This is a genomic window from Pseudomonas paraglycinae (assembly GCF_021601625.1).
Taxonomy (GTDB): Bacteria; Pseudomonadota; Gammaproteobacteria; order Pseudomonadales; family Pseudomonadaceae; genus Aquipseudomonas; species Aquipseudomonas paraglycinae.
This window is the reverse complement of record NZ_BQHR01000002.1, coordinates 449,713-474,812: the sequence shown is the minus strand read 5'-3', so window position 1 is coordinate 474,812 and position 25,100 is coordinate 449,713. Positions and strand designations below refer to the sequence as shown.

At 62.2% G+C, this 25,100-nt stretch carries 21 protein-coding genes and 1 pseudogene; 8 read left to right on the top strand and 14 right to left on the bottom strand.

All coding sequences use genetic code 11. From position 1 onward, the window contains the following. Window positions 1–7: 7 nt before the first annotated feature. The 9 genes from L6D82_RS04425 to pcaR form a co-directional block, all read right to left on the bottom strand. A complete protein-coding gene (locus L6D82_RS04425; protein ID WP_236188201.1) occupies window positions 8–1,372 on the bottom strand; it encodes a 3-carboxy-cis,cis-muconate cycloisomerase in 1,365 nt (454 codons plus the stop codon). 45 nt (window positions 1,373–1,417) lie between these two features. Next, on the bottom strand, window positions 1,418–2,713 hold the full coding sequence (locus L6D82_RS04420; RefSeq protein ID WP_236188200.1) for an MFS family transporter: 1,296 nt from the start codon (window positions 2,711–2,713) through the stop codon (window positions 1,418–1,420). Between the two features lie 131 nt (window positions 2,714–2,844). Then, window positions 2,845–3,411 carry a protocatechuate 3,4-dioxygenase subunit alpha gene (gene pcaG / locus L6D82_RS04415; protein WP_039771428.1) on the bottom strand — a complete coding sequence of 189 codons (567 nt, stop codon included), beginning with the start codon at window positions 3,409–3,411 and terminating at the stop codon, window positions 2,845–2,847. Window position 3,412: 1 nt separating this feature from the next. After that, the gene (gene pcaH / locus L6D82_RS04410) at window positions 3,413–4,117 is read right to left on the bottom strand and encodes a protocatechuate 3,4-dioxygenase subunit beta (RefSeq protein ID WP_011332820.1); all 705 of its coding nucleotides are present in this window, start codon (window positions 4,115–4,117) and stop codon (window positions 3,413–3,415) included. 36 nt (window positions 4,118–4,153) lie between these two features. Further along, window positions 4,154–5,359 carry a 3-oxoadipyl-CoA thiolase gene (gene pcaF, locus L6D82_RS04405; protein ID WP_178082629.1) on the bottom strand — a complete coding sequence of 402 codons (1,206 nt, stop codon included), beginning with the start codon at window positions 5,357–5,359 and terminating at the stop codon, window positions 4,154–4,156. Continuing rightward, window positions 5,356–6,135 carry a CoA-transferase subunit beta gene (locus L6D82_RS04400; RefSeq protein WP_085612381.1) on the bottom strand — a complete coding sequence of 260 codons (780 nt, stop codon included), beginning with the start codon at window positions 6,133–6,135 and terminating at the stop codon, window positions 5,356–5,358. The genes pcaF and L6D82_RS04400 overlap by 4 nt, the downstream gene beginning before the upstream one ends. Then, complete coding sequence (locus L6D82_RS04395; protein ID WP_003222404.1) at window positions 6,135–6,992, bottom strand: CoA transferase subunit A; 858 nt, start codon at window positions 6,990–6,992, stop codon at window positions 6,135–6,137. Before L6D82_RS04395 ends, L6D82_RS04400 begins: the two co-directional genes overlap by 1 nt. A gap of 280 nt (window positions 6,993–7,272) precedes the next feature. After that, a complete protein-coding gene (pcaK, locus tag L6D82_RS04390) occupies window positions 7,273–8,619 on the bottom strand; it encodes a 4-hydroxybenzoate transporter PcaK (RefSeq protein ID WP_011332817.1) in 1,347 nt (448 codons plus the stop codon). A gap of 295 nt (window positions 8,620–8,914) precedes the next feature. Next, window positions 8,915–9,757, bottom strand: a complete 843-nt coding sequence (gene pcaR, locus L6D82_RS04385) for a pca regulon transcriptional regulator PcaR (protein WP_007917109.1) — start codon at window positions 9,755–9,757, stop codon at window positions 8,915–8,917. A gap of 642 nt (window positions 9,758–10,399) precedes the next feature. On the opposite strand from pcaR, the gene L6D82_RS04380 reads away from it, so the two are divergent. After that, a complete protein-coding gene (locus L6D82_RS04380; protein WP_007957826.1) occupies window positions 10,400–10,600 on the top strand; it encodes a hypothetical protein in 201 nt (66 codons plus the stop codon). 375 nt (window positions 10,601–10,975) lie between these two features. Beyond that, window positions 10,976–12,451, top strand: a complete 1,476-nt coding sequence (locus tag L6D82_RS04375; protein WP_102718207.1) for an inorganic phosphate transporter — start codon at window positions 10,976–10,978, stop codon at window positions 12,449–12,451. Between the two features lie 565 nt (window positions 12,452–13,016). Here L6D82_RS04375 and ccoM read toward each other — a convergent pair. Together ccoM and L6D82_RS04370 are read right to left on the bottom strand one after the other, a co-directional pair. After that, a complete protein-coding gene (gene ccoM / locus L6D82_RS28540; RefSeq protein WP_007959205.1) occupies window positions 13,017–13,133 on the bottom strand; it encodes a cytochrome c oxidase subunit CcoM in 117 nt (38 codons plus the stop codon). A 145-nt stretch (window positions 13,134–13,278) separates the two neighbouring features. After that, a complete protein-coding gene (locus L6D82_RS04370) occupies window positions 13,279–13,440 on the bottom strand; it encodes a hypothetical protein (protein ID WP_007959203.1) in 162 nt (53 codons plus the stop codon). Window positions 13,441–13,625: 185 nt separating this feature from the next. On the opposite strand from L6D82_RS04370, the gene L6D82_RS04365 reads away from it, so the two are divergent. The 3 genes and pseudogenes from L6D82_RS04365 (at window position 13,626) to L6D82_RS04355 (ending at window position 16,258) form a co-directional block, all read left to right on the top strand. Further along, the gene (locus tag L6D82_RS04365; RefSeq protein ID WP_236188198.1) at window positions 13,626–14,492 is read left to right on the top strand and encodes a LysR substrate-binding domain-containing protein; all 867 of its coding nucleotides are present in this window, start codon (window positions 13,626–13,628) and stop codon (window positions 14,490–14,492) included. A gap of 88 nt (window positions 14,493–14,580) precedes the next feature. Continuing rightward, on the top strand, window positions 14,581–15,051 hold the full coding sequence (locus L6D82_RS04360) for a RidA family protein (RefSeq protein ID WP_236188197.1): 471 nt from the start codon (window positions 14,581–14,583) through the stop codon (window positions 15,049–15,051). Continuing rightward, window positions 15,048–16,258: pseudogene (locus tag L6D82_RS04355) on the top strand (aminotransferase class V-fold PLP-dependent enzyme). Before L6D82_RS04360 ends, L6D82_RS04355 begins: the two are co-directional and overlap by 4 nt. Here L6D82_RS04355 and L6D82_RS04350 read toward each other — a convergent pair. Next, window positions 16,228–16,569 carry a hypothetical protein gene (locus tag L6D82_RS04350; protein WP_007959194.1) on the bottom strand — a complete coding sequence of 114 codons (342 nt, stop codon included), beginning with the start codon at window positions 16,567–16,569 and terminating at the stop codon, window positions 16,228–16,230. The pseudogene L6D82_RS04355 and the gene L6D82_RS04350 sit on opposite strands and share 31 nt — an antisense overlap. Before the next feature lie 242 nt (window positions 16,570–16,811). Here L6D82_RS04350 and rapA point away from each other — a divergent pair, with 242 nt between their 5' ends. Continuing rightward, entirely contained in the window at window positions 16,812–19,658 is a 2,847-nt protein-coding gene (gene rapA / locus L6D82_RS04345; RefSeq protein ID WP_102686611.1) for an RNA polymerase-associated protein RapA, read from the top strand. Between the two features lie 202 nt (window positions 19,659–19,860). Here the strand turns inward: rapA and L6D82_RS04340 are convergent, their stop codons facing one another. Beyond that, window positions 19,861–21,210, bottom strand: coding sequence for a spinster family MFS transporter (locus L6D82_RS04340; protein WP_236188195.1), 1,350 nt, complete (start codon window positions 21,208–21,210; stop codon window positions 19,861–19,863). A gap of 303 nt (window positions 21,211–21,513) precedes the next feature. On the opposite strand from L6D82_RS04340, the gene L6D82_RS04335 reads away from it, so the two are divergent. Beyond that, window positions 21,514–21,867, top strand: a complete 354-nt coding sequence (locus tag L6D82_RS04335; RefSeq protein WP_007959180.1) for a YkgJ family cysteine cluster protein — start codon at window positions 21,514–21,516, stop codon at window positions 21,865–21,867. 163 nt (window positions 21,868–22,030) lie between these two features. Continuing rightward, window positions 22,031–24,313 (top strand): putative bifunctional diguanylate cyclase/phosphodiesterase, encoded by a 2,283-nt coding sequence (locus tag L6D82_RS04330; protein ID WP_236188193.1) that lies wholly within the window; start codon window positions 22,031–22,033, stop codon window positions 24,311–24,313. Here the strand turns inward: L6D82_RS04330 and L6D82_RS04325 are convergent. Beyond that, a complete protein-coding gene (locus L6D82_RS04325) occupies window positions 24,204–25,100 on the bottom strand; it encodes an NAD(P)-dependent oxidoreductase (RefSeq protein WP_236188192.1) in 897 nt (298 codons plus the stop codon). The genes L6D82_RS04330 and L6D82_RS04325 overlap by 110 nt on opposite strands.

The following is a 25,100-nucleotide window of genomic DNA, read 5'->3' as shown; positions in this document are numbered from 1 at the left end:
TCTCCTTTCAGTCAGACAATGCGTTGTGTTCGGCCACCGCACGCTCGACCCAGACCTGCGCCTGACCGAGGTAATGGGCGGGATCGAGCAGATGATCCAGTTCGGTTGCGCTCAGTTCGGCGGTCACCTGCGGTTCGTCACCGAGTACCGCACGCAGATGGCGCTGTTCGGCCACTGCTCGTTTGCAGCATTGTTCGAGCAGATGATGCGCGGTGTCGCGGCCGACCCGTTGTGCGAGCACGATGCTTACCGCCTCGGCCAGCACCAGGCCTTGGGTCAGTTCCAGGTTGCGGGCCATGCGCGCGGCATCGACCTCCAGACCGTCGGCCAGCAGCCGTGCCTGTTGCAGCGCGCCCGACACCAGGCAGCAGATTTCCGGCAGGGTTTCCCATTCGGCGTGCCACAAACCGAGGCTGCGTTCGTGTTCCTGGGGCATGGCGCTGAACAGCGTCGAGACCAACCCCGGCAAGCGGGTGGCGGCGCCGATCAGCACCGCCGCGCCCACCGGATTGCGCTTATGCGGCATGGTCGAAGAACCGCCCTTGCCCGGCGCCGACGGCTCGAACACTTCCGCCGCTTCGGTCTGCATCAACAGGCTGATGTCGCGGCCGAACTTGCCGAGGCTGCCGGCGATCAGACCGAGCACCGCGCCGAACTCGACGATGCGATCACGCTGGGTGTGCCAGGGTTGTTCCGGCAGGGTCAGGTGCAGTTCTTCGGCCAGCGCCTGGGCGATCGGCAACGCCTGTTCGCCGAGCGCCGCGAGGGTGCCGGACGCGCCGCCGAATTGCAGCACCAGCAGTCGCGGTTTGAGCTCGCGCAGACGCTGACGGCTGCGCGTGATCGCACCGAGCCAACCGGCGATCTTCATGCCGAGCGTCACAGGCGTCGCATGTTGCAGCCAGGTACGTCCGGCCAGCGGCGTCGCAGCGTGGCGCTGCGCCTGAATGGCGAGGGAATCGGCGAGTTGCGCCAGCTCCTCTTCAATCAACTCCAGCGCCTGGCGCAATTGCAGCACCAGCCCGGAATCCATCACGTCCTGACTGGTGGCGCCCAGATGCACGTAGCGCTCGGCTTCGGCATCGGTCGCGGCAATCTGTTTGCCCAACGCCTTGACCAGCGGAATCGCCGAATTGCCGGCCGTGGCAATCGCCTCGCCCAATGCCGCGAAATCAAACAGCCCGGCGCGGCAGGCATTTTCAATCGGCGCGACAGCACCCGCCGGAATCAACCCGACCCGCGCTTCGGCCCGGGCCAGCGCCGCTTCGAAGTCGAGCATCGCCTGCACCCGGCCCTGATCGCAGAACACGTCGCGCATATCGCGGGCAGTAAAGTAGGCATCGAACAATTGATTGCCCGGTCGCTGAGTCATAAACAGTCCTTGCCGGCGCGGGCCGTTGTGGCCCGCGCGCATGGTTTAAAGATCGTGGTGCAAATACTTCGCTTCTTTGGGCAGGCGCAGGCTGAACAGGAACGCCACGGCCATCATGATGGTGACATACCAGTAGAACGCGTTTTCCATGCCGCCGGCCTTGAGGCTCAGGGCGACGTATTCTGCCGAACCGCCGAAGATCGCGTTGGCCACCGCATACGCCAGACCAACGCCGAGGGCGCGGACTTCCGGCGGGAACATCTCGGCTTTCACCAGACCGCTGATCGAGGTGTAGAAACTGACGATCGCCAGCGCCACGGTAATCAGCACAAAGGCCAGGAACGGGCTGCCGACACTTTTCAGGCTGAGCAGGATCGGCACCGTGAACAGCGTGCCGAGGCCACCGAACCAGAGCATCGAGTTACGCCGGCCGATCTTGTCGGCGAGCATGCCGAACAGCGGCTGCATGCACATGTACAGGAACAGCGCGCCGGTCATGATGTAGCTGGCGGTCTTGGCGTGCATGCCGGCGGTGTTCACCAGGTACTTCTGCATATACGTTGTGAAGGTGTAGAAAATCAGCGAGCCGCCGGCGGTGTAGCCGAGCACGGTGATGAACGCAGCCTTGTGATCGCGGAACAGGGCGCGGATGCTGCCGGCGTCCTTGTTCTCGCGCATTTCCTTGCTGGTGGTTTCTTTCAGCGAGCGGCGCAGGAACAGCGAAATCAGCGCAGCGGCCGCGCCGACCACGAACGGAATCCGCCAGCCGTAGGCACGCAATTCTTCTTCGGTGAGGAACTGTTGCAGGATCACCACCAGCAGCACCGCCAGCAGTTGCCCGCCGATCAGGGTCACGTACTGGAACGAGGCGAAGAACCCGCGCTGGCCCTTGAGCGCGACTTCGCTCATGTAGGTCGCGGTGGTGCCGTACTCACCGCCCACCGACAGGCCTTGCAGCAAGCGCGCGAACAACAGCAGCAGCGGCGCCCAGACGCCGATGTCCTTGTAGGTCGGCAGACAGGCGATCAGCAACGAGCCGAAGCACATCATCAGGATCGAGATCAGCATCGAGTTCTTGCGCCCGTGCTTGTCCGCGACCCGGCCGAAAATCCAGCCGCCGATCGGTCGCATCAGGAACCCGGCGGCGAACACGCCTGCCGTGTTGACCAGCTGCACCGTGGGGTTGTCGGAGGGGAAAAACGCCGGGGCGAAATAGATCGCGCAGAAGGCGTAGACGTAGAAGTCGAACCACTCGACGAGGTTGCCGGACGACGCGCCGACAATGGCAAAGATGCGCTTGCTGCGCTCTTCACCGGTGTAATGGGAGGTGGTGGTTGTCATTGTTTTTTCACTCGATAGGGACAGTGAGAGTCTAGACACACTTCGCAACAGTCCCGTTCCACATTGGATCACCAACCAGACCCGATCTCTGATCGTTCCCACGCTCCGCGTGGGAACGATCAGTATCCGGTTCAATAATCGAAGAACACGGTCTCCGCATCAGTGCCCTGCAGAATCACATTCCACTGATAAACCCCCGCCGCATCCGGCTTCGCCAGCAACGTATCGCGGCGCTCGGCCGGTACGCATTCGAGCAGCGGATCATTGACGTTCGCCGGATCGCCTTCGAAGTAGATCCGCGTCAGCAAGTGCTTCACCAGACCGCGCGCGAACACCAGCACCACCAGATGCGGCGCCTGGGTCGAGCCCTTCAGGCCTTCGACCGTGCCCGGCTTGATGGTGGTGAAACGGAAGCGCCCTTCGGCGTCCACCGGCACCCGGCCGAAGCCTTCGAAATTCGGATCGAGCGGCTTGGCCTGCTCGTCTTCCGGGTGGTCATATTTGCCGGCGGCGTTGGCCTGCCAGACTTCGAGCATGGCGTCGTTGACGACATCGCCATTGCCGTCCACCACTTGCCCGGTGATCGCCACGCGCTGGCCGAGGGTCAGTTCGTTGGCGAGGTTTTCACGGTTCAGCCAGGTCAGGCCGATGTGGTAATACGGCCCGACGGTGTGGGACGTGGTCGCAGTCAGGGTCATCTCATTTCTCCATCGGCGTGGCTTCGCGGCCGCGCAGCACGATGTCCCAGCGATAAGCGAGGGCGTAGGACGGAATGGTTTTTTCCAGATCGAAAGCGGCGATCAGGCGTTCCTTGGCCGAGGTGTCCGGCACGCAGTTATAGATCGGGTCGTAGGCCAGCAGCGGGTCGCCCGGGAAATACATTTGCGTGACCAGGCGCGTCAGGATGCTCGGTCCGAACAACGAAAAATGCACGTGCGCCGGACGCCAGGCGTTGTGGTGGTTGCCCCACGGATACGCGCCGGGCTTGATGGTCTGGAACTGATACCAGCCGTCGGCGTCGGTCACGGTGCGGCCGGTGCCGGTGAAATTCGGGTCCAGCGGTGCGTCGTGCAGGTCACGGGCATGGTTGTAGCGACCGGCGGCGTTGGCCTGCCAGATCTCCACCAGAATCCCCGGCACCGGCAGGCCGTCTTCGTCGAGCACACGCCCGTGAATGATGATCCGCTCGCCGAGCGGTTCACCCTGATGCTGGGCGGTCAGATCGTTGTCGGTATCGGCCACACGCTCAGCACCGATGGTCGGGCCGGTGATTTCCGACAGCGAATGCGGCAGAAACACCAACGGCTTTGACGGCGAGCGCAGATTGGTGGATTGATAGGTCGGGTGCAGGTACGGCGGCTGGGTGCCTTCCTGCGGGCGGCGGTAACCAGGCTTGTCAGTCATTTCGCTTTCCTCTGTTCTTTTTCGTCACGGCATGCGTCAGACGCGTTCGATGGCCAGGGCCAGACCCTGGCCGACACCGACGCACATGGTCGCCAGACCTTTCTTGCCACCGGTCTTTTCCAGCTGATGCAGCGCGGTCAGCACCAGACGCGCGCCGCTCATGCCCAACGGGTGACCGAGGGCAATCGCGCCGCCGTTCGGGTTGACCTGGGCCGCATCGTCCGCCAGCCCCAGTTCGCGCAGCACCGCCAGACCCTGGCTGGCAAACGCTTCGTTGAGCTCGATCACATCGAAATCGCTGACCGCCACGCCGAGGCGTTCGGTGAGTTTGCGCACCGCTGGCACCGGGCCGATGCCCATCACCCGTGGCGCGACCCCGGCGCTGGCCATCCCGAGCACTTTGGCGCGGGCGGTCAGACCGTGTTTTTTCACTGCTTCGGCCGAGGCCAGAATCAGCGCGGCAGCACCGTCGTTGACGCCCGAAGCGTTGCCGGCGGTGACGGTCTTGTCCGGGCCGTTGACCGGTTTCAGTTTAGTCAGGGCTTCAAGCGTGGTGTCGGCGCGAGGGTGTTCGTCCTGGCTGACCACGGTTTCACCCTTCTTGTGGGCGATCCGCACTTCGACGATTTCCTCGGCGAAGTAGCCGGCAGCCTGGGCAGCGGCAGTACGTTGCTGACTGCGCAGGGCGAAAGCGTCCTGATCCTCGCGGGAAATTTCGTAATCGTCGGCAACATTGTCGGCGGTCTGCGGCATCGCATCGACGCCGTACTGCGCCTTCATCAACGGGTTGATGAAACGCCAGCCGATGGTGGTGTCTTCCAGCTTCATGTTGCGCGAGAACGCCGCATCAGCCTTGCCCATCACGAACGGTGCGCGGGACATCGACTCGACGCCGCCGGCAATCGCCAGCTCCATTTCGCCGCTGGCGATGGCGCGGAACGCTGTACCGATGGCATCCATCCCCGACGCGCAGAGGCGATTGAGGGTGACGCCCGGCACGCTCTCCGGCAGACCGGCCAGCAGCAGCGCCATGCGCGCCACGTTGCGGTTGTCTTCACCGGCCTGGTTGGCGCAGCCGAGGAATACTTCGTCGATGGCGCTCCAGTCCACCGACGGATTGCGCTCCATCAGGGCCTTGATCGGCACGGCGGCCAGGTCGTCGGCGCGAACCGCCGCCAGACCGCCACCGAAACGACCGATGGGGGTACGAATCGCATCGCAGATATAAACGTCACGCATCATGCTTCTCCCGGTGCCTGGCCGTGGGCCGCTGCAGTGCGGGCTTCGAGATCGCGCAGGGCGGTCAGCTCGACTTCGGTCGGTTCGGCGGTGGTGTCAACGTTGTCGGCAAAACGGATGGCCCAACCGGTAGCGGCGACCACTTGCTCGCGGGTCACGCCCGGGTGCAGTGCGGTGACCACGAATTCATGGGTGCCCTCTTCCGGCTCCATGATGCACAGGTCGGTGATGATCCCGACCGGGCCGGCGCCCGGCAGGCCCAGACGTTTGCGCGAATCGCCGCCCTCGCCATGGCCGACCGAGGTGATGAAATCGAGCTTGTCGACAAACGAACGCGCCGACTGTTTAAGGATGATCAGCACGCTTTTGGCGGAACCGGCGATCTCCGGCGCGCCACCGGCACCCGGCAGACGCACTTTCGGCTGGTGATAATCGCCGACCACGGTGGTGTTGATGTTGCCGAAACGGTCGACTTGCGCTGCGCCGAGGAAACCGACGTCGATGCGCCCGCCCTGCAGCCAGTAGCGAAAAATCTCACCGGTCGGCACGACCGTGTCTGCGGTTTCTGCCAGTTCGCCGTCACCGATGGACAGTGGCAATACGCTGGGTTTGGCGCCAATCGGACCGGATTCGTAGATCAGCACCACGTCCGGCGACGAGGTCAGGCGCGCCAGGTTGGCGGCTTTCGACGGCAGGCCGATGCCGACGAAGCACACCGAGCCGTTCTTCAGGCGACGGGCTGCGGCGACAGTCATCATTTCATTGGTGGTGTAAGTCATTACTTGGCCTCCGAAGCAGCGGCCAACTTGGCCTGGAACTCGCTGAAGTCAGCGCAGCCATGGATGTATTCGTTGATCCACGCGGTAAACGTCTCACGGTCGCGGGCGATCGGATCCCACGCCTGATAGAAACGGTTGTCACGTTCGGTGTAACCGTGGGCGTAGGACGGATGCGCGCCACCGGGTACATGGCAGACCGCGCTCAAGGCCCAGGTCGGTAGCACGCAGGCGTTCATCGGGGCGTTGAGGTTGTCGACGATTTCTTCGACGGTGACGATGCAACGCTTGGCGGCCAGTGCGGCTTCTTTCTGCACGCCGAGGATGCCCCACAGCAGCACGTTGCCCTGACGGTCGGCCTTCTGGGCGTGGATCACGGTCACGTCCGGACGCACCGACGGCACCGCCGCCAGCACTTCACCGGTGAACGGGCACGTTACGGATTTGATCAGCGGGTTGACCTTCGGCAGGTCGGAACCGGCGTAGGCCCGCAGTACCGCGAACGGTAGGCCGGAGGCGCCGGCGACGTAGGCATTGGCCAGGTCGGCGTGGCTGTGTTCTTCGATTTCCAGCGCATGCGGCCATTGCTTCTCGACCGCGTCGCGCAGACGGTGCAGCGAACCCACGCCAGGGTTGCCGCCCCAGGAGAAGATCAGCTTGCGTGCACAGCCGGCGCCGATCAGTTGGTCGTAGATCAGGTCAGGCGTCATCCGCACCAGGGTCAGATCTTTCTTGCCCTGACGAATGATTTCATGACCCGCCGCCGTAGGGATCAGGTGAGTGAAACCTTCGAGCGCGACGGTGTCGCCGTCGTTGACGAATTGCTTCACCGCGTCGTGCAGCGAAAGGATCTCAGCCATGGAGCGGGCTCCCGTTTTTGTAATGAATCGCCAGTGATAAAAAGGCGCGAGGTTCTGCGCCGGAGTCACTGAAGATTAAGCCGCTGATTTTCGCCAAACAATCCGATAATCGACTGAGTGTTCGTTTATCGAACAGATTGTTATCAACCTATCGTTCCGTCACTGATCGTTCCCACGCTCTGCGTGGGAATGCAGCCCGGGACGCTCCGCGTCCTTCCGGAGCCGAGCGCGAAGCAACCTCTGAAGCCAGTTCGACGAGGGAACGATCCTGCAATGAAACTCAGGTCGCGTCCGCGTGACTGACCAGGCCCTTGATCACCACCGCTGCCGTGGCCAGCCCGGCCGGAATCACCAGCGCCGTCAGCACCTGCTCAAAATTCCAGCCCAACCCCAGCAGGGTCGCGCCCATCCACGCCCCGAGAATCGCGCCAAACCGGCCGATCCCGAGCATCCACGACACACCGGTCGCCCGGCCCTGCGTCGGATAAAACCGCGCCGCCAGCGACGGCATCGCCGATTGCGCACCGTTGACGCACATGCCCGCCACCAGCACCAGCGTCGCCAGCAGCGTGATGTTGCCCAGGCTCTGCCCCACGGCGTAGGCAAACACCCCGGCCAGCAGGTAGAAAATGCCGATGACCTTGTGCGGATTGAACCGGTCCATCGCCCAGCCTACGCCGACCGCGCTCAACACCCCGCCGAACTGGAACAATGCGCCGATAAACGCTGCCTGCTCCATGCTCGCGCCACTGTCGCGCATCAGCGTCGGCAGCCAACTGGTCAGCAGGTACACGATGACCAGGCCCATGAAGTAGGTCAGCCACAGCAGCAACGTGCCGACGCTGTAGGTGCCCGAGAAAATCACCGCAAACACGTTGCGCGCTTTGACGGTTTTCTGTTCCGGCACGCTGAAACTCGCGGCCTGCGCGACGATGGCAGGATCAATGGGTGCGAGGGTCTTGCGCACCTTGTCGGTGCCGCGATTGCGCACCACCAGATAACGCGCCGACTCCGGCAGCCAGAGCAGCAGCACCACGGTGAGGATCAGCGGCAGGATCCCGCCAATCAGCAACAGGCTGTGCCAGCCGAATGCCGGGATCAACTTGGCCGAGATGAATCCGCCTCCGGCCATGCCGAGGTTGAAGCCGCAGAACATGCTGGTCACCAGCAGCGACTTTTTACGCTCGGGGGTGTATTCCGACAGCAGCGTGGTGGCGTTCGGCATGCCGGCGCCCAGCCCCAGACCGGTCAGGAAACGCAGCACCAGCAGTTGATCAACATTGGTGGCGTAGGCCGACGCCAGACTGAAAGCACCGAACAGAAACACCGCGCCGACCAGTACGACTTTTCGCCCGAAGCGGTCAGCCAACGGCCCGGAGCCCAACGCGCCGAAGACCATACCGATGAGCGCGGCGCTCATCACCGGGCCGAGGCTGGCGCGGTCGATGCCCCAGTCCTGGGACAGGGCCGGCGCAATAAAACCCATGGCCGCGGTGTCGAGGCCATCGAGGAACACAATCAGGAAACACAGAATCACCACTCGCCATTGATAGCGCGAGATCGGTTGGGCGTTGATGAAGGACTGCACATCGAGGCAGTGACCTACAGCGGACTGAGGCTGGTTCATTATTTTTATTCCACGCAAGAAAACGCAGTCGAACGGCGGCCGGCCAGAGAGCGGCACGGTCACAACTATATAAGGAAGAAATCAGGCGTTGCGCTAATACCGGCAACAGGAACGGGAGCGGCGACAGTCGGGGAACGTGCGCATGGGAAGTTGCCTCTTGTCATTATTATGAGAGTCGACAATCCGGCGGGCTCATTCACATTCGCGCCGGATGACGCTGCCGCGACATTAATGATCCGGGGGTTTTAGCGTCAATTCGATAAACGCAACTCTGTGCGTTTATCGAACAGCTTCATCAGGCAAACAATTGCGCACTGAGGTCGCGGCTGGCGCTCAACAGACCCGGCAGAAAGCGCTGCTCCAGCTCGGTGCGGCTGACGCGACCGGCGTGGGTGCTGACGTTGAGCGCGGCCACTACCTGGCCGGAAGCGTCGTAGACCGGCACGGCAATCGAACGCAGGCCCTGCTCCAGTTCCTGATCGACGATGCACCAGCCCTGCTGCCGCACTTCCTGCAGGCATTCGAGCAAGGCGTCAGGGGTGTGAATCGTGCGGCTGGTCTTGGCCACCAATTCGGCGTGGTCGAGGTATTCGCGCAGCGAGGTGTCGTCCAGCGCCGCCAGCAGAATCCGCCCCATGGACGTGCAGTACGCCGGCAAACGCCCGCCCACCGAGAGGTCCACCGAAATCAGACGCTGAGTGGTGGCCGAACGGGCGATGTAGAGAATGTCGTCGCCTTCCAGCGTGGCCATGTTGCAGGCCTCGTGCAGTTGCTCGCTCATGCGGTCGAGGTACGGCTGGGCCGAGACCGCCAGCGGCGTCGAAGACAGATAGGCGTGACCGAGAGTCAGCACTTTGGGCAGAAGCGAATAAGTGCGCCCGTCGGTGGTGGCGTAGCCGAGCTTGATCAGCGTGTGCAGGCAACGGCGCACGGCGGCGCGGGGAATTTCCGTGCGATGGCTGATCTGGGCGATGGTCAGGTGGCGCTTGCGCTCCTGAAACGCCTGCACCACCGCCAGGCCGCGGGCCAAGGAGGTCATGAAATCCGGATCACCGGTCAGGGCCTGGATACGCTTGGCCGGCGAAGCGACGATCGGCGGCGCTACCGAGGTGAAGGAATTGCGCATTTGATCGTTCATGTCAGGTCCTTTTTTTCTTGTTCGGATCAACGGCTATACAAGCGGCTCGCTGGCGGATACACAAGCGACAGACCGCCAACACCGGGCGATTATCGAACCGTCGACCGATAATCGCAATCGCCCTCGTCTCCTCGTTAAGGCAGTGCGGAACGGATTTGAACTTGGAACGCCGGTGCGGTTTAAGCGCCTTAGTTGTCCGACTAAATGGCGCCAGAAATCAAACACTGCGCAACGACGATGCAACTATTGATGAAAGTTGCACGTCACAAAACAATCACACATTCAGAACCGTTTTTAACTTGGCAAAGATAGGCAATCCCGATTCGGCCGCTATAATGCACCTTAGTGACACCGCGCTTTTATTTGCCGACGGTGCCACCCGCTGGCGCGATGTCCATCGCTGCCGGCCCCGGCCAGCGCCTGATGCTCATTATTCATGCACCGCCAGCGCGCTCGCTGAAACAGGAAACTGATGCTGCGTCAGTTTTAATCTGGTGCCGTAGCCGCCTGCAACATGGAAGTCCTGACCGTCTTCGCGACAACACCGCTGCCTGTCCGGGCGAGCGCTTGTTGGTGAACCGGTTAAATGATTCGTTGCAGTGCGTTCACCAGACATTTATCTCAACTCATACAGGTAGCACTGTGACGAAAGACGAACTGCGCGCGGAACTTGAGCGCCAGGAACAACGTTACAAGGAAGTTTACGGCGGGGAAGTCACCACCTACGCCGCCCAGCCCGAACCAGAACGCAAAGCCTGGCGAAAACGCCCTACCGTTCAGGATCAGGTCTTCCAGCAAGAACTGAAAAAAATGGAAGAGGAACTCAAAGCCGAAGAGCCGTGATGCCTTCCTTTGAGACTTTCAAGGGTAAGCGTACTCACCGGGTTACAAGCACGGTGGACTGACGATGCCTTGCGCGCCCGCTACCCGCGGGCAGCGGCCAACTCCCCTGTAGTGCACAGGTCTGGAGCATGTCAGACGCGTTTCTCAGATATTTCATACAAGTTTCAGCCCCCTCCCGACAACCGGCCAATCCGCCGGCGTCTCGCATTTTTATCAATGGAATCAACACCTTGCAAAACCCTGTAAAAAGCTTGGGTAATGCACCTTGATACAAATTAATTTGGCGAAGACGCTTACCGATGAGCAGGTAGGGGATCGATTTCCAGTCTTTTCTGGCATAATCGCGCCCCCTTATGACCGGGTCAGAAAACCTTCATGATCGATTTATTCAGCGGACTGGATGCCTGGGTGCTTGTGAGCCTCCTGCTCGCCCTGACATTTGTCCTCGCCTTCGAGTTCATCAATGGATTTCATGACACCGCTAACGCGGTAGCCACTGTTATCTACACCAAAGCGATGCCGCCTCACCTGGCGGTGTTCTTCTCGGGCGTGTTCAACTTCCTCGGCGTACTGCTGGGCGGCGTTGGCGTGGCGTATGCCATCGTGCACCTGCTGCCGGTAGAACTGTTGATCAACGTGAACACCGGCCATGGTCTGGCAATGGTGTTCTCGCTGCTCGCCGCCGCGATCGCCTGGAACCTGGGCACCTGGTACTTCGGTATCCCGGCCTCCAGTTCGCACACGCTGATCGGTTCGATCCTCGGTGTCGGCCTGGCCAACGCCCTGATCAACGAAATTCCACTGGCTGACGGCGTCAACTGGCAGAAAGCGATCGATATCGGCGCCTCGCTGGTGTTCTCGCCGATGGCCGGCTTCCTGATCGCCGCGCTGGTGCTGATCGGCCTGAAATGGTGGCGACCGCTGTCGAAGATGCACAAGACGCCGGAACAGCGCCGCAAGATCGACGACAAGAAGCACCCACCGTTCTGGAACCGCCTGGTCCTGGTAATCTCGGCCATGGCCGTGAGCTTCGTGCACGGTTCCAACGACGGCCAGAAAGGTATCGGCCTGATCATGCTGGTACTGATCGGTATCGTGCCTGCGCAGTTCGTACTCGACCTGAACAGCACCACTTACCAGATCGAACGCACTCGCGACGCGACCCTGCACCTGAGCCAGTTCTACAAGCGCAACGCCGACACCCTGGGCGAATTCCTGGCCCTGGGTAAAAGCGTGGAAGGCGACCTGCCGGAAAAATTCCGTTGCAACCCGCAACAGACCGAACCGACCATCGCCGCCCTGCTCGACACCCTAAAAGGTGTGGCGGACTACCACTCGCTGTCCGCTGAAAGCCGCATCGAAGTGCGTCGCTACCTGCTCTGCCTGGACGACACCGCGAAGAAAGTCAGCAAACTGCCAGGCCTGGCGCCGCGTGAAAAAGCCGACCTGGACAAACTGCGCAAAGACCTGACCACCACCACCGAATACGCCCCGTTCTGGGTGATTCTGGCGGTCGCCCTGGCTCTGGGCCTGGGCACCATGGTCGGCTGGAAACGCGTGGTACTGACCATCGGCGAGAAGATCGGCAAACAAGGCATGACCTACTCGCAAGGCATGTCGGCCCAGATCACCACCGCCAGCCTGATCGGCCTGGCCAACATCTTCAGCCTGCCGGTGTCCACCACCCACGTCCTCTCCTCGGGCGTGGCCGGCACCATGGTCGCCAACAAAAGCGGCCTGCAAGGCGGCACGGTGAAAACCATCCTGCTGGCCTGGGTCCTGACCCTGCCAGCCACCGTGGCCCTGTCGGCCGGCCTGTTCTGGCTGGCGTCGAAGGCGCTGGGTAGCTGATAGATCGCTGCAGTGAAGAAGGCGTGATTCGAAAGGATCACGCCTTTTTTGTTGCCTTCAGAAATGGGACGCGGAGCGTCCCGGGCTGCATTCCCACGCAGAGCGTGGGAACGATCAAAGCAAAAGCTGTTAGCTTCCGCTTCCCACCACTCAAAACGATGAGCGTTAGCTCGAGTACCGCTTTTGACGTGCCGGCCCCATCGGAAGGCTGAGTGGAGGGATTTATCCGGGGGTGAGAGCGCAGCGACCGTGCGGCGCAGCCGCATGCATCGAGAGGAGGTGCAGCGAAGCAAACCGTAGGCGATGCCCCCGGATGAATCCCGGAACGAAGGAACGCCGAGCCACAGCGAGGTGCCGAACGCAGGGGCCCAGCCTTTTGCTTACTTTTCGGCGTTTGGAAAAGTGAGCCGCTGTAAGAGCGGAACCGCCAGCCGCAACACCCGCAAAAACGGATATTCACAAAAAAACACCCAAAGCATGGTCGGCCCAAAGGCCGCCAAGACACAAAAAAAAGGGCAACCGAAGTTGCCCAAAATGCCTTGCGTGCTCATCAAACCCGGAAGAATCAAGGCTTCTTGCGCTTGTTCGCATCCTTCCAGATAAAAAATCCAAACCCTGCAAAAAACAGAACCATCAGCCCCACAGTCAGGACCCCGGCAAACACCACGTTATCGAAAAACATGACTGGCCTCCTGGCCCCTGCTCTGCTGCGATGGAACTAAGTTAACCAATCAGGCAGGCGCAGGAATTGACCGGGATCAATGCCGGTCACCATGGGGAGGAAAGGAAGGGAAATAACTGACCTGCATCAACGGATGCAGGGGAGATCAACGCTTTTTCGGTTTGTTTTTCGGCTTTTTCTTCGGCTTACCCAAAGGCATGGCCTGCTCGAAAGCCTGGCGAACTTCATTCAGGCGCTTCTCGTTGAGGTCATGAACCCGCTTGGCGCGTTCGGTGTTGAGGTCAATCAGCTTGTCGTCTTGGCTCATGGCGTTCGGTGCATCGCTTGGACTGAATCACAACTGCCGGATCACCGACAGGACTGCGCCAATAATGCGGCCTGACGCGGGCGCTGACCAGCCACTGACCTAAACGCTCTACAACAATTCATGTACCGCCCACCGGATTTGCCCGCACAATCGGCGCCTCGCCCTGAACCCGAAGGATCTGCGCCGTGCCCCTGCATCAGGATCTGCCACCGCTGATGGCCTTGCGCGCCTTTGAGGCCGTGGCCCGCCATTTGAGTTTCATCAAGGCTGCCGATGAGCTGTCGGTGACCCAAAGCGCGATCAGCCATCAGGTGCACAAACTCGAAGAATTCCTCGATCAGCGACTGTTCGTGCGCCGCACCCGGGCGATCGATCTGACACCCGCCGGCGAACAGTATTACCGGCAAATCCAACCGGCCCTCACCGCGATTGCCGCCGCCACCCACGACCTGCGCAGCGAACGCCCCACTACCCTGCGCATCGGTCTGCTCGCCTCTTTCGCAACCCTGTGGCTGGCTCCGCGTCTGGCGGATTTCAACGTGAAATACCCGAACATCCATGTCGAGCTGCTGCCCGCCGTGCAACTGGCCGATGTCGACGCCGGCGAGGTGGATCTGGCGATCCGCTACGGCAAGGGCGGCTGGCCGAAAGTCCAGGCCCGGCGGTTCATGGCTGAAACCCTGACGCCGGTGTGCAGCCCGGCCTTCAAGGCCAAAGGCGTGAACAACGGGCCGTTGCTGATGGCCAAGTCGCACCAGCCGTTCGAATGGATCGACTGGCAGCAACACAGCGGCATCGATCTGGCTCATGTGCCCGGCGTCATGCTGCACGACTACAACATCGTCGTCGAAGCGGCCGTCGCCGGTCAGGGCATTGCCATGGGTCGCCAGCGAATGATCGAACGGCGGATCAAGGAAGGCGCGCTGGTGCCGGCCTTCGACACGCCGCCGATGCTCGGCGAGATCGGTTATTGGCTGGTCACCCCGCAACGCCCGCCCACATCGGCGGCGCAAAGTTTCTGCCAGTGGCTGGAGGAAACCTCGAACGCATGAGTTTTTTGGATGCGTCGGATTAAATCTATCCGTTTGTCGCCCTTCGCTCTCACCAACATGCTGAAGCCCTCACTCAGGAGGACTTCCCATGACCGATTCCCTCAGCCAACGCGTGCAACAACTCGGCCTGCGCCTGCCCGAACCGAGCCAGCCGATCGCCAATTACGTCAACCATGTGGTCAGCCATAATCAGTTGTTCATCTCCGGGCAGATTCCATTGCTCGACGGCAAACCTGCGTTCATCGGGCGACTGGGCGAAGCGATCTCCGACGAAGAAGGGGCCAACGCCGCTGAACTGGCTGCCCTGGGCCTGCTCGCCCAGTTGAGCCATGCACTGGGCGATGACCTGTCGAAACTGGTGCGCATCCTGCGCCTCGGAGTTTTCGTGGCCGCCACACCGGAATTCAAAGCTCAGGGTTTTGTCGCCAACGGCGCGTCGAACCTGCTGGTCAACGCCCTCGGCGACAAGGGCCGGCACGTGCGCACCGCAGTCGGCGTGTCGAGTCTGCCGGCCGGCGTCGCGGTGGAAATCGACGCGATCTTCGAGCTCAAGCCGTGAACCTCGACGACCTCTCGCGCCTGCGCGCCGCCACGCCCGGCTGCGCTCAGGTGATCCACTTCAACCACGCCGGCGCCTCGTTGCCGAGCCAAGCCACCCTCGATGCAGTGATCGAACAGTTGCAACACGAAGCACTCGGCGGGCCGATGGAAGCGGCAGACAACCGGGTACAGGAACGCGCGCGCAACGCGGCCGCCGCCCTGCTCAACGCCCAGCCCGAGGACATCGCCTTCGCCAGCAGCGGCTCGGCAGCCTGGAGCCAGGCGTTCAACGCGCTGGGGCCGTGGCAGCTCGGCGAGCGGATTCTGGTGGGTCGCCATGAATGGGCCGGCAACCTGGCGTGCATGGCCGAAGCGGTGAAGGCCGGCGCGCGGCTCGAAGTGATTCCTTGTGACGCCCACGGCGCGGTCGACCCGCAAGCCCTGGCGCAGATGATCGACGGCCAGGTACGCCTGATCGCCCTGACCTGGCTGCCGGCCAACGGTGGCCTGATCAACCCCGCCGCGCAGATCGGCAGCGTGGCGCGGCGCCACGGCATTCCTTATTTCATCGACGCCGGTCAGGCGCTGGGGCAGTTGCCCTGCGATGTTCAGGCCTTACAGTGCGATGTGCTCAAGGGTGCGGGTCGCAAGTTCCTGCGCGGGCCGCGCGGCACGGCGCTGATGTACATCCGGCCGCATTTTTTGCAACGGCTGCTCCCCATGCAACGCGATGTGTTGTCGGCGCCATGGGACGGCAAGCGCTTTACCCTGCGCGACGACGCGCGCCGCTTTGAAACCAGTGAAGTGTCACTGGCGCTGCTGGCCGGGCTGGCCAATGCACTGGAGGAGTACAACGCCTCGGCGCGATTCCCGTTCGCCAGCGCATCGAACAATTGAGCAACGGATTGCGCCAACGCCTGAAGGCGATTCCCGGCCTGACGCTGCGGGATCTCGGAACGGCGAATCAACAATCCGGGCTGATCGCCTTCACGCTTGAAGGCTGGGACAGCGTGGCGCTCAAGCAGACGTTGGCCGAACGGCGAATCAACATCGGCGCCAATGGCGTGGCCTACACGCCGCTGGACATGCAGGCGCGCGGGCTGACGAATATTGCGCGGGTGGCGGTGAGCTACTTGAACACGCAAGAAGAGATCGACGTGTTGCTGGAGAACCTGACGGAACTGGCCGTCCAGCCTCAGATTTCGATGTCGACCCAAAGCCCCTGACGCGGCTGATCTTCCATCAACGGCGCCACCGGCACAGTGTTGTCGGCGTTCAGTTCGGTGCCGGGCACGGCGAGGTGCGCTTCGGGGTCGTCGTCGGCTTCACGGCGCCGGCGATCACGTTCCTGCTGGCGGCGCTGCTCTTCGCGCAGCAGATAGCCGTCCTCTTCCGGGTCGCGTTTTTGCAGGTCGATGGTGCTTTCGTTGGAGCTTTCCTGCACCGGCACCACAGGGGGAATATCCGGTCGCTGGCGGATCGGATCCTGCTGGGAGGTGATCGGCACGGCGCTCAGGGGGAGCATCGGTGGCAGCATATGAGGGTCTCCTGTCAGCAGGTTATCGGCGGCGCCAGGGGTGCCTTGAGCCATCGGTCGCAAACTTGTGACCGGTTTGGCACTCAAGGGTGCCGCAACATCCCGTAAAACCGATGCATGACCTAATCTTCCCTGCAATTGGCCGATTGCGGTTAAAAGCCGGGCCGAGGCTCCTTATCCTTTGGCCTCGGGCCCTCATTCCGTTAAGATAGCCCGCTTTTTCAAGGTGGGAGTCAGGCAGCATGGCGCAGCAGTATCAACCGGGGCAACGCTGGATCAGTGACAGCGAAGCAGAGCTTGGTTTAGGCACCGTTCTGGCACAGGACGGCCGCTTGTTGACCGTGCTTTACCCGGCCACTGGCGAGACTCGCCAGTACGCGCTACGGAATGCGCCCCTCACCCGCGTGCGGTTCTCGCCCGGCGACTCGATCACTCACTTCGAAGGCTGGAAGATGACTGTCCAGCAAGTCGACGACGTCGACGGCCTGATGGTCTATCACGGCCTCAACGCGCAAAACGAAGCGGTCACCCTGCCGGAAACCCAGCTGTCGAACTTCATTCAGTTCCGTCTGGCCAGCGACCGTCTGTTCGCCGGCCAGATCGACCCGCTGGCCTGGTTCTCCCTGCGCTATCATACCCTGGAACACACCAGCCGCCAGTTGCAGTCCGCGCTGTGGGGCCTGGGCGGCGTGCGTGCACAACCGATCGCCCACCAGTTGCACATTGCCCGTGAAGTCGCCGACCGTATCGCGCCGCGCGTATTGCTGGCGGACGAAGTGGGTCTGGGCAAGACCATCGAAGCCGGCCTGGTGATCCATCGCCAGCTGCTGTCGGGCCGCGCCAACCGCGTGCTGATCCTGGTTCCGGAAAACCTCCAGCACCAATGGCTGGTGGAAATGCGCCGCCGCTTCAACCTGCAGGTTGCGCTGTTCGACGAAGAACGCTTCATCGAAAGCGATGCCACCAATCCGTTCGAAGACACCCAGCTGGCCCTGGTGGCGCTGGAGTGGCTGGTCGACGACGAAAAGGCGCAAGACGCGCTGTTCGCTGCCGGTTGGGACCTGATGGTGGTCGACGAAGCCCACCACCTGGTGTGGCACGAAGAGAAAGTCAGCCCGGAATACTCGCTGGTTGAACAGCTGGCCGAAGTCATTCCCGGCGTGCTGCTGCTCACCGCCACCCCGGAACAACTCGGTCAGGACAGCCACTTCGCCCGTCTGCGCCTGCTCGACCCGAACCGTTTCCATGACCTGGCCGCCTTCCGCGCCGAGAGCGAAAACTATCGCCCGGTGGCCGAAGCCGTTCAGGAACTGCTGGACAAGGGTCGCCTGTCGCCGGCCGCGCACAAGACTATCCACGGTTTCCTCGGCAACGAAGGTGAAGCCCTGCTCACCGCCGTCAACGATGGCGACACCGAAGCCAGCGCCCGCCTCGTGCGTGAACTGCTCGACCGCCACGGCACCGGCCGCGTGCTGTTCCGTAACACCCGCGCCGCCGTGCAGGGTTTCCCGGAGCGCAAACTGCACCCGTACCCGCTGCCGTGCCCGGACGAATACCTCGAACTGCCGCTGGGCGAACACGCCGAGCTGTACCCGGAAGTCAGCTTCCAGGCCCAGCCGGACGCCAGCGAAGAAGAACGCTGGTGGAAATTCGACCCGCGCGTCGAGTGGCTGATCGATCAGCTGAAAATGCTCAAGCGCACCAAAGTGCTGGTGATCTGCGCCCACGCCGAAACCGCGATGGACCTGGAAGACGCCCTGCGCGTGCGCTCCGGCATCCCGGCCACGGTGTTCCACGAAGGCATGAACATCCTCGAGCGTGACCGCGCCGCCGCCTACTTCGCCGACGAAGAGTTCGGCGCGCAGGTGCTGATCTGCTCGGAAATCGGCAGTGAAGGTCGCAACTTCCAGTTCGCCCACCATCTGGTGCTGTTCGATCTGCCGTCGCACCCGGACCTGCTGGAGCAGCGGATCGGTCGTCTCGACCGGATCGGCCAGAAGCACATCATCGAACTGCACGTGCCGTACCTGGAAACCAGCCCGCAAGAGCGTCTGTTCCAGTGGTACCACGAAGCCCTGAACGCGTTTCTCAACACCTGCCCGACCGGCAACGCCTTGCAACATCAGTTCGGTCCGCGCCTGCTGCCGCTGCTCGAAGAAGCCGACGACGGCGAGTGGCAAGCGCTGATCGACGAGGCGCGCACCGAGCGCGAGCGTCTGGAAGCCGAGCTGCACACCGGTCGCGACCGTCTGCTGGAACTCAACTCCGGCGGCGCCGGCGAAGGTGAAGCGCTGGTCGAGGACATCCTCGAACAGGACGATCAGTTCGCCCTGCCGATCTACATGGAAACCCTGTTCGACGCGTTCGGCATCGACAGCGAAGACCATTCGGAAAACGCCCTGATCCTCAAGCCGAGCGAGAAGATGCTCGACGCCAGCTTCCCGCTGGGCGACGACGAAGGCGTGACCATCACCTACGACCGCAACCAGGCGCTGTCGCGCGAGGACATGCAGTTCATCACCTGGGAACACCCGATGGTGCAGGGCGGCATGGATCTGGTGCTGTCCGGGTCGATGGGCAACACCGCCGTCGCGCTGATCAAGAACAAGGCGCTCAAGCCGGGCACCGTGCTGCTGGAACTGCTCTACGTCAGCGAAGTGGTTGCCCCGCGTTCGCTGCAACTGGGCCGTTACCTGCCGCCGGCCGCCCTGCGCTGCCTGCTCGACGCCAACGGCAACGACCTGTCATCGCGCGTGGCGTTCGAGACCTTGAACGATCAACTGGAAAGCGTGCCACGCGCCAGCGCCAACAAGTTCATCCAGGCCCAGCGCGATCAGCTGACGCCACGGATCAACGCCGGTGAAGACAAGGTCACCCCGCGCCACGCCGAGCGCGTGGCCGAGGCCCGCCGCCGTCTGGCAGCCGACACCGACGAAGAACTGGCACGCCTGACCGCATTGCAGGCGGTCAACCCGACTGTACGCGACAGCGAACTGGACGCCCTGCGCAAGCAGCGCGAACAAGGTCTGGCGATGCTCGACAAGGCAGCACTGCGACTGGAAGCGATCCGGGTGCTGGTGGCGGGCTAAACCGCCCTGCTCCATCGCCAAAAACGAAAAGGCCCGCAGCGATGCGGGCCTTTTTGTTTGCCTGTCCCCCCGCCGATCGTTCCCACGCTCCGCGTGGGAATGCCTCAAGGGACGCTCCGCGTTCCAGCTCTCGAATGGGACGCAGAGCGTCCCGGGCTGCGTTCCCACGCGGAGCGTGGGAACGATCAGGCGATGCAGGTCATCAAGCGGTAACGGCCTGACTCTGCGGCTCAACCACCGCCACCAGCCCCTCCTTCATCCGCTTCGCATCCCGCACAAAACAGCGTGCCGCGAGGAACAGGAACACCATGGTCAGGAACAACGCCACCGGGATCAGGTACATCGCATCATGCAGGCCGACGGCCTTGAACGCCTCGGTCATCTGCTCGGCGCCTGTCGAGACCATCGCCGATTTCGCGAAGTGATCCGACAAACCGCCGACCACCACCGGCCCCAGACCGCCACCGAGCAAATACAACCCGGCAAAGAACAGCGCCATCGCCGTGGCTCGCAGGCGTGGTTCGACCACGTCTTGAATCGCCGTGTACACACAGGTGTAGAAGTTGTAGGCGAACAGCCAGCCGACGCTGAACACCGCGACAAACACCCCGATCTCAATACGCCCGGCATGCAGCGCCCACGCCGTACAAAGGGTGGAGATGATCAGACTGAACGCGGCAAACAGCAGTCGGCCGTTGGCCACCCGCTGGTGAATCTTGTCGGCGATCCAGCCGCCGAGGGTCAGGCCGATCAACCCGGTTACACCGACGATCACCCCGGTGGCCACTGCCGCTTCTTGCAACGGCATCAGGAAATAACGCTGGAGCATCGGCACCAGAAAAGAATTGCAGGCGTAGGTCGCAAAGTTGAAGCACAGCCCTGCCATCACCAGCCACAGGAAGGTCGGCACGGCGAGAATCCGGCGGATCGGCTTGTCGACTTTCTCCTGCGACACCTGCACGGTTTCCGCCGCGCCACGTTTGGGTTCCTTGATGAAGAACATGAACACCGCCAGCAGCAGCCCCGGTACGGCGGCGATGAAGAACGGCGCGCGCCAGCTGTCGAACGCCTTGACCATCCAGCCGATGGTGAAGAAGGCCAGCAGCAGCCCCAACGGCAGGCCGAGCATGAAAATGCCCATGGCCCGGGCCCGGCGGTGAGCGGGGAACAGGTCGCCGATCAGCGAGTTGGCGGCGGGTGCGTAACTCGCTTCACCGATGCCGATGCCCATGCGCACCAGCAGGAAACTCCAGAAACTGCCGACCAGACCGTTGACCGCCGTCAGCGCGCTCCAGGTCGCCAGGCCCCAGCCCATCAGCTTGCTGCGCGAACCGGTGTCGGCCATGCGCCCCAGCGGCAGGCCGGCAATGGCATAAACGATGGTGAACGCAGTGCCGACAATCCCCAGCTGAAAGTCGCTGAGGTGCCATTCCATGCGGATCGGTTCGATGATGATCGCCGGGATGGTGCGATCGAAGAAGTTGAACAGGTTGGCGAGGAACAGCAGGAACAGAATGCGCCAGGCATTCGCCGCTTGGGTCGAGTTCTGCATGGGTCCGTCTCTTTATTGTTATTGGGGCTTCACTGCCAACGCATCCGAGCCCGGAACCTGCAATCTAGTCACGCTCGTCGGGGCTGTCTGTGATCATTCGTCAGCCTGATGACGGGCCATGGCCGTGTAACGAAACGTAAGCCCTTGAAATGCTTCGAATCCCCCGAAAACCGGGGGTTTTGCGGAAAAATCCGGCAATGAAAAAATACTTTCTCGCCCCCCTTCCCAACGCCGTGGCAAAGCCTAGAATGGCCGCCGGATCCGTCCGGATCCTGCCGATCAATCCCTTTGATACCCCCGCCCATGTCCGAAGTCAGTCCGTGTCTGAATTGCGGTGCCTGCTGTTCCCATTTTCGTGTTTCTTTTTTCTGGGGTGAATGCGCATCCTCCGGCGGGACCGTACCCGATGAACTGGTCACCCAGATCACGCCCAGCCGTGTCGCGATGATCGGCACCGACCGCAAGGCGCCGCGCTGCACTGCGTTGGAGGGCGAAGTCGGAAAGTCGGTGGCTTGCACGATCTACGACAAGCGTTCCAGCCCCTGCCGCGAGTTTGAAGCTTCGTGGGAAAACGGCGAACAGAACACCGACTGCGACAAGGCGCGTGCCCGTTTCGGCCTGCCGCCGCTGCAACCGCACTGGAATGAAGTCGCCTGAGTTCAGGCGTTTCAACGCTTAGCGCCAAACGCTATGACGCTCATGCCAAAATCATTAGCGCCAATGTGCCACTACCGCTTGCACGCCAAAAACCGCCTCTATACTGCAAACATTCGCCTGCGTTGATGACGCAGTAAGGACGCACTCAGAGACGGGGCATGCTATGGAGTGGCTTGGTTTGCAATTTGTTGCCGAGCAGCCGGAGAGCGGGCAGGTCATCCTCAATTGCACACACAATCCCCTGTTGGTGCTGGTGGCCTACCTGGTCGCCTGCGCCGCGAGTTTCGCCACCCTAGACATGGCCGAGCGGGTCGTCCACGCTGAAGAGCCCGGTTCGCAACGCCTGTGGCGCTGGATCGGCGCAACCTGCCTGGCCGGCGGCATCTGGGCCATGCACTTCATCAGCATGCTGGCGTTCCAGGCGCCGATCGACATCCAATACGATCTGCCCGTGACCCTGTTTTCCCTGGTGATCGCTTTACTGGCGTCCTGGCTGGCCATGCACACCCTCAGCCATCCGCAGCCGAGTCTGCTGCAATACCTCAAGACCGCCATCGTTATCGGTCTGGGCATCGCCGGCATGCACTACGTAGGCATGGCCGCCATCGAATCCGCCGCCACGGCTTACTACAAGCCCATCCTGTTCGTGTCATCGATCGTGATCGCCATCGGCGCCAGTTTCGCCGCACTGTGGGTGGCCGGTTACTTGCGCGAAGGCAGCGGCCTGCACATCCAGATGCTCAAATACGTGGCGGCGCTGATTCTCGGTGCGGGCATCCTCAGCATGCACTTCACCGGCATGGCGGCGCTGCAACTGGTGCTGCCCGAGGGGCAATCGCCGACATTGGCGTCGCAAACCAGTCACCTGCAACTGGGCCTGACTGTTGCGCTGATCACATTGCTGATTCTCGGCAGCGCCATCAGCGCCGCATTGGCCGACAAGAAGCTGCAGAACAAGGAGCACGATCTGCGCCGGGTCAACGCCCTGCTCAGCCAGCTCGATCAGGCGCGCATGTCGCTGCAACACGTGGCCAATTACGACGCCCTGACCAATCTGATCAACCGGCGCGGCTTCAATCAGATCTTCGCTGAAAAACTCAGCCAGAAATCCAGCGAAGGCGGCATGCTCGCGGTGATGTTTCTCGACATCGACCATTTCAAACGCATCAACGACAGCCTCGGCCATGACGCCGGCGATGAACTGCTCAAGGTTATCGCCCAGCACATCAAGGGTTCGGTGCGCAGCCATGAAGACGTGGTCGCGCGGTTCGGCGGCGACGAGTTCTGCATCCTCATCGGTCTGCGCGACCGCGAGGAAGCGCGCAACCTGGCCCAGCGCATCATGCTCAAGATGAAAGAGCCGATTGAGCTCGCCGGACGACGCATGGTGATGACCACCAGCATCGGCATCAGCCTGTTTCCCGAAGACGGGTCCACCTGCGATGAACTGCTCAAGCATGCGGATCTGGCGCTGTACCAGTCCAAGGGCGCCGGGCGCAACGGCGTACACTTCTTCGATTCCAACCTGAAGAATCGCGCCAGCCTCGAACTGCAACTGGAAGAGGAACTGCGCCATGCCCTGCGTCAGGAGAACGGTCTGCTGCTGTATTACCAGCCGATCTTCGAACTCAAGACCGGCAAGGTCACCAAGCTCGAAGCGCTGATCCGCTGGCAGCACCCGGTGCACGGCCTGCTCACCCCGGATCGATTCATCGCCATCGCCGAAAACAACGGGCTGATTGCCGAGCTGGACAACTGGGTTCTGCGCAAGGCTTGTGAAGACCTCGGTGAACTGTCGCGCCATGGTTGCGAAGACTTGAAGATCGCCTGGAACTGCTCACCGCTGAATCTGGCCCGGGAGGAACTGGCCAATGAAATCGAGCACGCCTTGCGCAGCGCGGGGGTCGCCCCGGAACGGCTGGAACTGGAAGTCACCGAAAACGCCTTGATGGGCAACATCGCCAACACGCTGGTGTTGTTGCGGCAGATCCGCGCCCTCGGCGTGTCACTGTCGATCGACGACTTCGGCACCGGCTATTCGTCGCTCGCCTATCTCAAACGCCTGCCACTCAACACCCTGAAAGTCGACCGTTCGTTCATCCTCGACATCCCCAAGGCCAGCGCCGACATGGAGATCGTCCAGGCGATCATCGTCATGGCGCATACCCTGCACTTGCAGGTGGTCACCGAAGGCGTCGAAAGCCTGGAGCAATACGAATTCCTGGAGCGCTCGGGCTGCGACTTCATTCAGGGTTACTTGCTCAGCCGTCCGGTGCCACTGGCCGAACTGCGCCCGGTGCTGGAGGAAATCAACCAGCGCAAACACGCGCACACGGTCAATCCGCTGAGTCTGGCGCGCGGTACATTTGCACCAGTGTCGCTGGATCCTTCTGCAAAAAGCCTTGTGCCCCATGCAGGCGCATCAGTTGTGCGGCCAATCCGCTGATCGGTGTGGCCGAACCGGTTTCCCGGGAAAATTTCACCGCGGTATCCAGATCCTTGAGCAGCGTGCGCACGTGCCATTTCACCGGCTCGAAACGGCTTTCGGCCATTTGCGGGGCGAGGATCTGCAACGGTTTGGAATCGGCAAAACCACCGGCCAGCGCTTCGGCAATCAGGCCGGCATCGACCCCGGCCTGCTCGGCCAGCGCCACCACTTCGGCGATCACCAAAGCGTTGCAGGCGACGATCATCTGATTGCAGGCCTTGGTCACCTGACCGGCGCCGATGCCGCCCATGTGCGTGACGCGCTGCCCGAGTTCGAGCAGTACCGGTCGTACGCGATCAAGATCCGCTGCATCACCGCCGACCATGATCGCCAGACTGCCGGCCTCGGCTCCGACTACCCCGCCGGACACCGGTGAATCGAGCCAGGCCATGCCTGCCTTGTCGGCCAGTTCGGCTGCCATCTCACGGGTCGCCGTCGGTTCGAGGCTGGAGAAATCCACCAGCAACTGACCGGGTTTCGCCCCTTCAGCCACGCCGGCCGGGCCGAACACCACCTCGCGCACCACCGCTGTGTCCGCCAGGCACAGCATCACCACGTCAGCCTGTTCACAGAGTTCAGCAGGGGTCGCCACCTGCCGGGCGCCGGCCTCGACCAGCGGCGCGCACTTGGCCGGGTTGCGGTTCCACACGGTCAGCGGATAACCGGCGGCCAGCAAGCGGCGGCACATCGGCAGGCCCATCAGGCCGATTCCGGCAAACCCCAACGAAGGTCGCGTTGACATCAT

What these genes read in the sequence shown, in the direction of transcription:
- L6D82_RS04425 (WP_236188201.1), bottom strand. Translation starts at nt 1,372, where the DNA reads ATGACTCAGCGACCGGGCAATCAATTGTTCGATGCCTACTTTACTGCC.
- L6D82_RS04420 (WP_236188200.1), bottom strand. Translation starts at nt 2,713, where the DNA reads ATGACAACCACCACCTCCCATTACACCGGTGAAGAGCGCAGCAAGCGC.
- pcaG (WP_039771428.1), bottom strand. Translation starts at nt 3,411, where the DNA reads ATGACCCTGACTGCGACCACGTCCCACACCGTCGGGCCGTATTACCAC.
- pcaH (WP_011332820.1), bottom strand. Translation starts at nt 4,117, where the DNA reads ATGACTGACAAGCCTGGTTACCGCCGCCCGCAGGAAGGCACCCAGCCG.
- pcaF (WP_178082629.1), bottom strand. Translation starts at nt 5,359, where the DNA reads ATGATGCGTGACGTTTATATCTGCGATGCGATTCGTACCCCCATCGGT.
- L6D82_RS04400 (WP_085612381.1), bottom strand. Translation starts at nt 6,135, where the DNA reads ATGACTTACACCACCAATGAAATGATGACTGTCGCCGCAGCCCGTCGC.
- L6D82_RS04395 (WP_003222404.1), bottom strand. Translation starts at nt 6,992, where the DNA reads ATGGCTGAGATCCTTTCGCTGCACGACGCGGTGAAGCAATTCGTCAAC.
- pcaK (WP_011332817.1), bottom strand. Translation starts at nt 8,619, where the DNA reads ATGAACCAGCCTCAGTCCGCTGTAGGTCACTGCCTCGATGTGCAGTCC.
- pcaR (WP_007917109.1), bottom strand. Translation starts at nt 9,757, where the DNA reads ATGAACGATCAAATGCGCAATTCCTTCACCTCGGTAGCGCCGCCGATC.
- L6D82_RS04375 (WP_102718207.1), top strand. Translation starts at nt 10,976, where the DNA reads ATGATCGATTTATTCAGCGGACTGGATGCCTGGGTGCTTGTGAGCCTC.
- ccoM (WP_007959205.1), bottom strand. Translation starts at nt 13,133, where the DNA reads ATGTTTTTCGATAACGTGGTGTTTGCCGGGGTCCTGACTGTGGGGCTG.
- L6D82_RS04370 (WP_007959203.1), bottom strand. Translation starts at nt 13,440, where the DNA reads ATGAGCCAAGACGACAAGCTGATTGACCTCAACACCGAACGCGCCAAG.
- L6D82_RS04360 (WP_236188197.1), top strand. Translation starts at nt 14,581, where the DNA reads ATGACCGATTCCCTCAGCCAACGCGTGCAACAACTCGGCCTGCGCCTG.
- L6D82_RS04350 (WP_007959194.1), bottom strand. Translation starts at nt 16,569, where the DNA reads ATGCTGCCACCGATGCTCCCCCTGAGCGCCGTGCCGATCACCTCCCAG.
- rapA (WP_102686611.1), top strand. Translation starts at nt 16,812, where the DNA reads ATGGCGCAGCAGTATCAACCGGGGCAACGCTGGATCAGTGACAGCGAA.
- L6D82_RS04340 (WP_236188195.1), bottom strand. Translation starts at nt 21,210, where the DNA reads ATGCAGAACTCGACCCAAGCGGCGAATGCCTGGCGCATTCTGTTCCTG.
- L6D82_RS04335 (WP_007959180.1), top strand. Translation starts at nt 21,514, where the DNA reads ATGTCCGAAGTCAGTCCGTGTCTGAATTGCGGTGCCTGCTGTTCCCAT.
- L6D82_RS04330 (WP_236188193.1), top strand. Translation starts at nt 22,031, where the DNA reads ATGGAGTGGCTTGGTTTGCAATTTGTTGCCGAGCAGCCGGAGAGCGGG.
- L6D82_RS04325 (WP_236188192.1), bottom strand. Translation starts at nt 25,100, where the DNA reads ATGATGTCAACGCGACCTTCGTTGGGGTTTGCCGGAATCGGCCTGATG.